The 10454-nt window shown below is 37.4% G+C and carries 8 protein-coding genes and 1 other annotated feature; of the genes, 1 reads left to right on the top strand and 7 read right to left on the bottom strand.

From position 1 onward, the window contains the following. Positions 1-79: 79 nt before the first annotated feature. Positions 80-1474: a flavocytochrome c gene (locus KBW87_RS03715; RefSeq protein WP_057810990.1), complete on the bottom strand. Its 1395-nt coding sequence runs from the start codon at positions 1472-1474 to the stop codon at positions 80-82. An 11-nt stretch (positions 1475-1485) separates the two neighbouring features. Further along, positions 1486-2895 (bottom strand): class II fumarate hydratase, encoded by a 1410-nt coding sequence (locus KBW87_RS03710; protein ID WP_157055159.1) that lies wholly within the window; start codon positions 2893-2895, stop codon positions 1486-1488. A 507-nt stretch (positions 2896-3402) separates the two neighbouring features. Here KBW87_RS03710 and KBW87_RS03705 point away from each other — a divergent pair. Further along, positions 3403-4272: an SEC10/PgrA surface exclusion domain-containing protein gene (locus KBW87_RS03705; protein ID WP_057810985.1), complete on the top strand. Its 870-nt coding sequence runs from the start codon at positions 3403-3405 to the stop codon at positions 4270-4272. A 56-nt stretch (positions 4273-4328) separates the two neighbouring features. Here KBW87_RS03705 and KBW87_RS03700 read toward each other — a convergent pair whose 3' ends face one another. The 5 genes from KBW87_RS03700 to KBW87_RS03680 all read right to left on the bottom strand — a co-directional run bounded on the left by KBW87_RS03700 (position 4329) and on the right by KBW87_RS03680 (position 10444). Beyond that, positions 4329-4970, bottom strand: a complete 642-nt coding sequence (locus KBW87_RS03700; protein ID WP_236695279.1) for an SLAP domain-containing protein — start codon at positions 4968-4970, stop codon at positions 4329-4331. Positions 4971-5073: 103 nt separating this feature from the next. Continuing rightward, complete coding sequence (locus tag KBW87_RS03695; RefSeq protein WP_057810982.1) at positions 5074-5775, bottom strand: methionine ABC transporter permease; 702 nt, start codon at positions 5773-5775, stop codon at positions 5074-5076. Further along, positions 5768-6826, bottom strand: a complete 1059-nt coding sequence (locus KBW87_RS03690) for a methionine ABC transporter ATP-binding protein (protein ID WP_004044998.1) — start codon at positions 6824-6826, stop codon at positions 5768-5770. Before KBW87_RS03690 ends, KBW87_RS03695 begins: the two co-directional genes overlap by 8 nt. A gap of 12 nt (positions 6827-6838) precedes the next feature. Continuing rightward, positions 6839-7693: a MetQ/NlpA family ABC transporter substrate-binding protein gene (locus KBW87_RS03685; RefSeq protein WP_057810980.1), complete on the bottom strand. Its 855-nt coding sequence runs from the start codon at positions 7691-7693 to the stop codon at positions 6839-6841. A 43-nt stretch (positions 7694-7736) separates the two neighbouring features. After that, positions 7737-7976 (bottom strand) — a binding site (T-box leader). A 65-nt stretch (positions 7977-8041) separates the two neighbouring features. After that, on the bottom strand, positions 8042-10444 hold the full coding sequence (locus KBW87_RS03680; protein WP_057810978.1) for a cation-translocating P-type ATPase: 2403 nt from the start codon (positions 10442-10444) through the stop codon (positions 8042-8044). Between the last annotated feature and the right edge of the window lie 10 nt (positions 10445-10454).

Here is a 10454-nt window from a genome sequence, read left to right as displayed (position 1 = left end):
TTTGATATTGCCACGGTAATTATCCTTCATTGCTTCGGCAATCATCTTACTGTATGTCTTTCCTTATGCTAAGTCTAGCCTAGCATAATCTAATCTTTTTAGCCATTTGCATGCCTGCTTGACGACCAAAGATTACCGTTTCAGCGATAGAATTTCCACCAATTCGGTTATTTCCATGAAGTCCGCCAGAAACTTCACCAGCTGCATAAAGTCCTTCAATCACATTACCATTACTATCTAAAACTTCAGTTTCTGGAGTGATGTGAATTCCCCCCATTGTGTAGTGAATTGCTGGGTGGACATGGATTGCGTAGTAAGGAGCCTCATCGATTCCACGTTCCATTCCCGTAGTTCTACCAAAAGCGATATCATCCTTATTCTTCACTGCGCTATTCCATTCAGCAACAGTTTGTTCCAAGTTATTCGCGTCTACGCCAATATTTTTAGCTAAATCAGCCAGGTCTTTACCATGAACAACTAAACCAACATGATCATAGAAGTCAATTGCCTTGAAGTGATCACGAATTCCCTGATCAAAAATGAGATAAGCCCCATCTTCGTGCAAGTCAGTGATAGCATTAGAAACAACCTTACGAGTATCAAGTTCATTAACAAAACGCTTCCCCGCTTTATTAACTAAGATTGCTCCCTCACCTCTAACGCCTTCACCAATCAAGTAAGTGTGATCATGATCAGTTTGAGCAGTTGGGTGAACTTGTACAAAGTTCATTTGCATGAGTTGGGCATCAACACCTTCGGCCAGCTTCAAACCATCACCAGTGGCGCCAGGTTGATTGGTAGTTTTGTAATCAACTAAATCTGGACGATACTTCTTGATAAGTTCCTTTGAAGCACCAAAGCCACCACTAGCAAGGAGAACAGCTTTAGCAGTGATAATCTTTCTGCCATCTTTAGTTTCTACTTCAACACCGTTAACCTTCTTACCATCATCTTTGATAAGTTTAGTAACGCGAGAATTATTAAAGACGTCAATATCTTCTTTTTGGATTTGCTTAAGTAGGCCCGTTACGAGATATCCACCAACTGGAGCCATGGAAGCAGGACGGTGGGCACGCTTTTTACTCATTCCTCCGGTAATAGTTAAATCAGTTAAATCAATCTCATGTTCCATTAACCATGAAATCGCAATTGCCGAATGATCAACAAAGTACTTCAGCATTGGACGATCATTTAATAAACCGCCGCCCTTTAAGGTTTCTTCATAAAAGCTATGATTGTTATCAATGATACCATGGTTTAATTGCACTAAACTTTCAGAGGCATTCATTCCAGAAGAAGCACGGCTAGTATTTCCACCTAAATTCTCGTTCTTTTCTAAAACAACAACATTTAAACCTAATTCGTGAGCTTGCAAAGCTGCCGTCAAACCAGTACCACCAGCACCAACGATAATTGCATCATATGAATCTTTTAATTGATCTGCAGTTTTTGGGGTAAAAACAAATTTTGCCATTTTTATTCCTTCTATTTACTTTCTTCAGGCTTGTGCTTGTCAACATTAGTCATCTTCATGTAGTCCATCCACTTGTCATATTGCTCAGGAGTCACCTTGCCACTCTTAAGAGCTGCTTCACGCAAAGTAATGCCTTCTCTATCAGCTGCTTGAGCAATTTCAGCAGCTGCATGGTAACCAATATGTGGTGACAAAGCAGTAACTGTCATTAATGAATTATCAAGTAATTCGTTCATTCTATCCTTATTAACAGTCAAGCCGTGAATCATTTTATCAGCAAAGCCAGTAATTGTACCAGTTAATATATCACATGAATCAAGGAAGGCAGCGATCATCACAGTCTTAAAGACGTTCATTTCGAAGTTGCCTTGTGAACAAGTGAAGGTAATGGTAGTGTCATTACCAAAGACCTTAGCAGCAGCCATCGTAACAGCTTCAGCTTGAGTTGGGTTTACCTTACCTGGCATGATTGATGAACCTGGTTCATTAGCAGGGATGTTCAATTCGTTATATCCGCCACGAGGACCGCTTGCCAAGAAACGAATATCTTGAGCAATCTTGAACATATCAGCAGCTAAAGTCTTAAGTGCACCGTGAACTACATCAAGACCAGAGTGATGAGCCAAGCCCCAGAACTTGTTAGTATCAACCTTGAAGTCATGACCATAAACTTTAGAAAGCTTAGCAGCGATCTTTTCAGTCATGCCAGGAGCTGCATTAAGTCCCGTACCAACAGCAGTCCCACCAATAGCTAGTTCATACAGAGTTGGCTTTAAGATCTTAATATAGGAAAGATCATGCTTCAAAGCTGAAATATAACCTGATAATTCTTGACCAAAGGTAAGTGGAGTTGCATCTTGCAAGTGAGTCCGACCGACCTTAACAGTCTTCCAGTACTTCTTTTCCTTAACTACTAATTCATCAATTAAATGTTGAACAGCGGGTTCAAGCTTATCAAGTGCTTCAACCGCAACAATATTCATAGCAGTTGGGAAAGTATCATTTGAAGATTGACCACGGTTAACATCATCATTTGGCAAAATATTAAGACCTGGGTGAAGCTTATTAGCTAAATTAGCCACCACTTCATTGACGTTCATATTACTTTGAGTACCAGAACCAGTCTGTAAAACGTGGAGTGGGAAGTCTTTTCTAAGTTCTTCATCGTTTAAAGCTAAAAGATGGTCAATTGCCTCTTCAATTGCTTCACCTTTTTCTTTTGGTTCATCCCCTACTTCAACGTTAGATTCGGCAGCAGCCTTCTTTAAATGAAGAAAAGCGCGAATAATTGGAAGTGGCATTAATTCGCCGCTTGGGAAGTTATTGCGACTTCTTTCAGTTTGAGGACCCCACAAAGCATCCTTAGGGATTTTAACTGGCCCAATAGTATCACTTTCAACACGGTATTCTTCGCTCATAATTGATTCTCCTTAGTATTATTTACTTGATATATTTTCAACCTTAATGATACCTGTAAAGGCTTTCTTTTTCAATAATTTGAAAATATTGAAGTATTTTTCAACTATTTTAACAAAATCTTGAAGGTAATGTATACGAAAAAATGGAGGTTTATCAAAATGCAATAGATCATGTTTTCTACTTTGAAAGCGGTTAAATTTAATATTCAGCTATAAAAAATCAATATACTTTTTTATATATTTAAGCCTAAAACAATAAATTTATTAAATTATTTTTGCTTTGTATAGGAAAAATAACAACCGTACTTACGCTTATTCTATTTATGATTAGAAAATAACAATAGTTATATGCAAATATAGTTTTGTTATTTAAACTTTTCTCTTATAGACAAGTTTTTAAATCCTGATAATCTTTATAAGTGACAGAGGAAATTAATTTTAGTTCATGAAGAAACTGACTACTTCTTCATAATATTTAAAAAACATAACAGATAAAGAGGCATTAAGATTATGAAATTGGGAATTAAGCTTTTGGCTGTTATAGGATTAAGTGCAGGTTTATTGGGCACTACCACGATAGTTAATGAAGAAGTGCAAGATAATAACCAAGTTGTTTATGCAGCAAGTGAAGCAAATTTAACTTTACCTCAAACTAAAGGCTATACTAAGAGTCGTGTTCTTAAAGAAAACTTGGGCACTATTTCATCAAAAGACAAGCAAAAATTAATCAAGGATTCAATCGCTGGGATGAAAGAAAACACCTATGAGGATACTGATCCAGCTGATGCAAGAACAGTTGACGTGACCAATCTTTCCCATGATGATCAAGTTGAGATTAGTAAGTTTACTCTAGAGTTAATCAATCAAGTACGTAATCAATTTGGCAAAAAGGACTGGACGTATAGCGAAAGCAGCTTGAAGTTTGCCAACCGAATTGCCAAAGAATACTACGATCATAATCACTCCTGCTGGGATTCTGATCACTATGTGGCTGGAATTGAACGTGCAGCTAAGGCTTCAGGACTTAATTCAACCGTTGGCCAAGTTTATGAAGATGAAGCCGGTTTACCAATTACGAGTGCATTTCCCGGTCATGAACGTACAATGAAGGTTTTAAAAGAGCAAATCTATTTCAATCTTAAGCAGATGCTGTTTGGCGGATTTGCTGGTTCAAAAGCTGATTACAATGATACTTCTCGTTATTTTGAATGGGAACATGCAGGAGATCTTTTAGGATTGCGAACTACGAATTATGATGCTAAAACTAAGAAGTTTGCGGTTAGCTTTAGTGGCTTGAAAAATGATGAAAGTCGGATCAGCGTTCATATGATTAGCGTAGCCGATCGTTATATTAAGAATTATAAGAAGTTTGATAGATAAGAAAAGCATCCCCAATTCTTGAGGGATGCTTTTACTATGCCTAAAACTTTATTGAATTATTTAAAATTTTCCACCTTAACATATCTCTTGTCAGTCTTAGTGGCACCTTCTATTCTATAATAATGCTTGCCATTCTTAAATTTATAGGAATCACCATATGTGGTGATAGTGGTTCCTTTCTTTAACACTATGCGATTTGCGCGACGCGTACTGCTTGTATAGATATATGCATTATGCTTCAACACACGCTTAGTTCCGTCAATATTTCCGACCTTAATTAAGTAATTAGTATATGTACCATCGGCATTGTAAACTTGATAGAAGTCACCACTAGTCCAATACTTACCACCATCAACGTGAATTATCTTGTTCTTCACGTATACATTTGTATAAGCTGAGTAAACCTTTTTAGTCTTAGTACCACCCCAAGTATATGCGCGAGCTTTATGCATAATTGTCTTCTTTACAAGCTCTGGTTTTGCACTTTCACTTTCTGCAAGATACTTTGTTTGGATCCAGGCACCATCATCGTTTTGATTTGCCGCAGATTCAGAAATCTTGGAGACACTAGTAAAAAATTGCCCATCTTCATATTTAGTTAACTTACCAACATAATATTTTTGACCTTGATAAAAAACATTTACTGCAGCAGTACCAATATTGAAGCCCCCGTATACCCAATCATAAGGCAAATTCAATTGGATTTTTCCTTATATTATAAAATTGTTTTATAAAAGGCATTGTATGTTTACATATTAGTCAAAACAAAAACCATTAGAAACAAATTCTAATGGTTTTTCTTTATCTACTTTGATGATTCAATTTCTTAGCAAAGAAGTCGCCAACCACTTGCACGATGAAGATCAAGATCACTACCAGTACGGTTGCCACAACAGTTACATCACTGTTGAAGCGGTTATAACCATATGAAATGGCCGTATTACCCAAACCACCGGCACCAATTGCACCAGCCATTGCAGTCAATCCAATCAAGCTAATGATCGTTACTGTGGAAACTCTGATGAGTTCGGAACGAGCTTCTCTTAAGTAAACATCAAAGATAATGTCACTGGTAGTTGCACCTAAACTTTCGGCAGCTTCAATCTTTCCAGTGTCCACACTTTCAAGTGCCACTTGCACTTGACGTGCATAAAATGGGAAAACTCCCAAAGTAAGCGGAACTAAAGCTGCTTTCATACCAATTTGAGTACCGACGATCTTTTGGGTAACTGGTGCAATAAATGCCATCAAGATGATAAATGGCACAGCTCTAAAGATGGAGACAATTTTATCGCAAACATTGTACCAGAACTTGTTAGGACGAATGCCACCTTCTTTAGTGACTACTAATAAGACGCCGAAGATGATTCCGAGCACTCCTCCAAAAATTGCCGACCAAAATGTCATGAACAAGGTTTGGAAAATACTAGTTCCCCAACCAGCATCTCCTCCCCAACCAAGTTGAACTACATTGGGCATAATCTTTTCTAGCCAATTAATCATATAAATTCCCCTTTTCATCTAAACGAGTAAGCGTAACTTCTTGCTTGTTCAAGAACTCAACCGCCTTCTTCTGCTTTTCATTATCCCCTTTAACAAGCACAACCAAAGTTCCGATTGGCTCATCATTTAACAATTCTACGTTTCCGTAAAGCATACTTACTTCCACGCCAATCTTACTGTACAGTTCAATGATGATTGACTTGGTCACATTTGCAATGCTATAAACCAACTGGTAAACAGCTTCATTTTTACCAAGTTTGCCTAAATTTAAGCTCTCTAGAGTAGAAATAGCTTCAAGTGATCCCCCAACAAAGCGCTTGGTGAGTTCTTTTTCTGGATGTAAGAAAATTCGTCTCAAGCTACCCTTTTCAACTACTTTTCCGTATTCCATTACGGCCACTTTATTACAGATTTTCTTAACTGCGTCCATTTCGTGAGTAATCAAAACCACGGTCAAGCCTAAGTTTTTGTTCAATCTCTTCAACAATTCCAAAATCTGCTGAGTATTTTGCGGATCAAGCGCACTTGTTGCTTCATCTGAAATTAAGATATCAGGCTTATTAGCCAAGGCTCTAGCAATGGCCACACGTTGTTGCTGTCCTCCAGATAATTCAGCTGGATAAAAGTCGGCCTTGTCTTTTAAATCGACTAAATCTAATAATTCCAGTGATCTTTTTTCTAATTCTTCATCACTTAACTTGGCATGTTTTAAAGCAAAGGCTACATTTTCTAAAACTGTCGTTTCATTTAGTAAGTTAAAGTGTTGAAAGATCATGCCGATTTTACGGCGTTGCAATTGTAATTCTTTATTAGAAATGACTTGCTTCCCATTTTTAACAAACTCAACTCCATTAACAGTGATGTCGCCGGCGCTCGGTTTTTGTAATAAGTTGATGGTTCTTACTAAAGTTGACTTTCCTGCTCCAGAAAATCCAACTACGCCATAGATGTCGCCTTTATCAATTTCTAAAGAAACATCATCAACAGCCTTCACCAGCTTCTTTTTTTGTAAAAAATCAACACTTACATTCTTAAGATCAATAATTCCCATTCTTATCCCCTCTTATTTCAACTTAATATCCCAAGCGGCAACTTGACTCTTGCCATAGAACTTGTGGTAAAGCTTCTTAACTGCTTCAGTTTGGTAAGCCTTAACTACATCTTGATAATCTTTGTTATTTTCTTGACCCTTCTTAGCACAGATAATGTTAATCCATTGTTCTGAATCCTTATTAACTGGTTCAATGTAAATGGTTTGCTTATCCGTCAACCCTGCTGGACCAGCATAGTCATTGTTAACTATCGCTGCATCAACAGAATTTAAAACACGACTTGTTTGTTCAGCATTAACTTCTTTAATCTTGATGTTTTGTGGATTCTTAACCACATCAGCAACAGTTACTAGAGTCTTACCTTTTCTTAATGTGATGAGCCCAGCATTCTTTAATACGAACAAAGCTCTTGATTCATTAGTCGCATCGTTTGGTACTGCAATCGTAGCTCCATCTGGTAAATCACTTAATTTATGATATTTCTTTGAATAAAGTCTAATTGGAGCAATGTAAGTTTTTCCAATTGGCACAACTCCACCATGATTTGCCTTATTCCAAGCCTTCAAGAAAGCGTAATGTTGGAAAGCGTTCAGGTCAACATCGCCTGATTTTAAAGCCTTGTTTGGTTGATTGTAATCAGTAAAGTTCTTAGTTTGGAGAGTAATGCCATACTTTTCCTTAGCTCTTTTGGCAACTGTCTTCCAAATGGCTTCTTCTTGTTTGCTTTCACCTACAACTCCGACAGTCACAACTTTATTTTTTGAACCAACATTTAAGCCCGGTCCAAAACTGAACCATCCTGCAACTACAATTACCAATGCGATAATTGTCCAAATAATCGTATTGCGGCGTCTTCTTTTTCTCATTATCCTATCCCCTTTTTCTATAAAAAAAGCACTCATCCCTAATAAAAAGGACGAGTGCTTCGCGTTACCACCTTAATTTATCTACTTATTCGCATAAATAGACCTCACTAGCTACTTACATAGCCTGCATTGATATCGGATGCAAGTCCGCCAGTAGCTAAATATCACTACTAGTCATCATTCCAAGCCCATCTTCATTAGTTCTTACTTGTTGACTTTCACCAAAATGTCAACTCTCTTTAAAAGCAAGTGGACTAATTACTCTGCTTTTCAAGATGTCTTTCTTATTTGTTGTAAATAATTTATCATTTGATTTTAACCTTGTCAACGATAAATTTAATTTTTTGTTTAATTTTTTTGCTTCCCTCGCTCATAAGCGGTTTTCATATCACCTAATGTCATCTTGAGGCGCTTCTGATCAAAGACAACTAAGACCTCTGCTACACCATCTAAAATTCGGGATAACCATCTAAAAATTGTGATTGCTGCAAAGAATAAAACCACCAAAATAAAGAGCGAATGATTATTAAGCGCAGTTAAAGAGAATAGCCTATGGAAGAAAATGATCGCTCCAATCACCCCGATAAAGGAAATTGCCATTACTCCGGTTCTAAATTTATTAAGAGGTGCCGAAATATGATACATTACCATCATCCCAACGGCGATTAATAGCATCGTTGCCGTAGTTCCTACTTGGCCATGATCAAGTTGGATATAACTACCGGCAATCACCAAAATTCCGACAGCTAACCAATCAGTTAATCCACCTGGGATTGCACGAGCTAAAACATTTGGCATAAATTTCCCACGAATTCGGTTATGATTGCTCTCAAGTGCTAAAAGAAATGATGGCAAACCAATTGTAAAAGCTGAGATTAGCGTAATTTGCGAGGGTTGTAAGGGATAATTAATCGTTAAGAGCAAAGCAAAAATCGCCATAAGAAGCGAGAAGATATTTTTCACTAAAAATAAACTCGCCGAACGCTGAATATTGTTAACTACGCGCCGTCCTTCATTCACGACATCGGGCATTTTAGCAAAGTTGGAATCAAGCAGAACAACTTGCGACGCTTGAACAGCTGCACTATTTCCTGAAGCCATTGCAATGGAACAATCGGCCTTTTTCATAGCCAAAATATCATTAACACCGTCACCAGTCATTGCAACAGTATTTCCTAAATTTTGCAAAGCAGTAATAAATTTTCGCTTTTGCTCAGGCTTAACGCGACCAAAGACATTATAGTTTTTAACCGCTTCTTCGTATTCATCGTCTTTAATAGTTTGAGCATCAATATATTTTTCAGAACCACTGATTCCCGCTTGTTTAGCCACACGAGAAACTGTAAGCGGATTATCTCCCGAAATAACCTTAATGATAACCCCTTGCTTAGCAAAATATTCAAAGGTTGATTTAGCTTCTTTTCGAATTGGATTTGAAAGTAGAATATAGCCTAAAACTTCAACCTTATCTTTTAAAGCTGAATCCTCTTCAGTTAAAGGGTGATTGTATTTAACGACGATTACTACCCGATAGCCTTTTTCTGCATAAGCTTCAAACTCTTCTTGATATTCTTCAAATTGATCTCGCAAAACCATTTCAGGAGCACCGATAATAATTGTTTTATTTTCATACACTACAGCTGAATATTTATTAACCGAAGTAAAAGGGATAACAGTAGTAGCCCTTTTACTACCACTATTAAATTTGGCATGAATGGCCTTCATGGTTTCATTATCTGGCGGCATATTAAAAGCAAAATTAGCAATCACTTGCTCAAGATCATCATTTGGATAAGCTTTTGACTTAATAGCTTTTTCCGCTGCCATTTTTGGTTCAGTGATCGTACCAGTTTTATCAACGCACAATACATTTACCCGAGCTAAAGTTTCAACACTTTTCATATCATGAAGCATTACTTCTTTACGAGCAAGCCGTGTTGCAGATAATGCCAATGCAATTGTCGTCAATAAATAAAGACCTTCTGGAATCATTCCAATCAAGGCAGCTTCCATCGAGACGACGCTTCGCTCAAGACCAGCATGGTTGAAGAAATAGCTTTGCGTAAAAAGTGCAATTCCTAAAGGGATAATGATAATCCCCACCCATTTAACTAAACGGTTGATTGAGCGCACCATTTCCGATTGCTCTACGCTCCCCATCTTCTTAGCTTCTAGAGTCAATTTAGAGATATAGGATTCTTTACCTACCTTTTCTAAGTGCGCATAGGCTTTTCCAGCTACCACAAAAGCCCCTGACATTAGTTCTGCGCCAATCTTTTTGATGATCTCATCAGATTCACCAGTTAAAAGCGCTTCGTTAACGCGAACTTCCCCAGCAATCACTTTTCCATCAGCCGGAATTTGATCCCCAGCTTTTAAAACTACGACATCCCCTTTAACCAGTTCTTCAATCCCAATTTGCACTTCCTGTCCTTCACGAACTGCAGTGACATGAACCATGTTCATCACATTGAGCTTACTTAAGATACGTTTAGCGCGAATTTCCTGAACAATTCCAATAATTGTATTTAAGATGATGACTGGTAAGAAGGTCAAATCTTTATATGCACCAACTAGCACCAAAAGAATTGACAACACCAAAAATATTAAGTTGAAGTAAGTAAAAGTATTTTCAGCAATGATTTGTTTATTAGTTTTAAACTGATCATTTACTGCTTTATTGACTAAACCTTCCTTGGTTCGCTTTTCAACTTCTTCTTGAGTTAAACCTAAAATCTTTTCCTTTGCCATATGATCAATC

Source organism: Lactobacillus intestinalis (genome assembly GCF_024397795.1).
GTDB classification, from domain to species: Bacteria; Bacillota; Bacilli; order Lactobacillales; family Lactobacillaceae; genus Lactobacillus; species Lactobacillus intestinalis.
The sequence above is the reverse complement of the archived record's forward strand: the minus strand, read 5'-3'. Positions and strand labels throughout refer to the sequence as shown.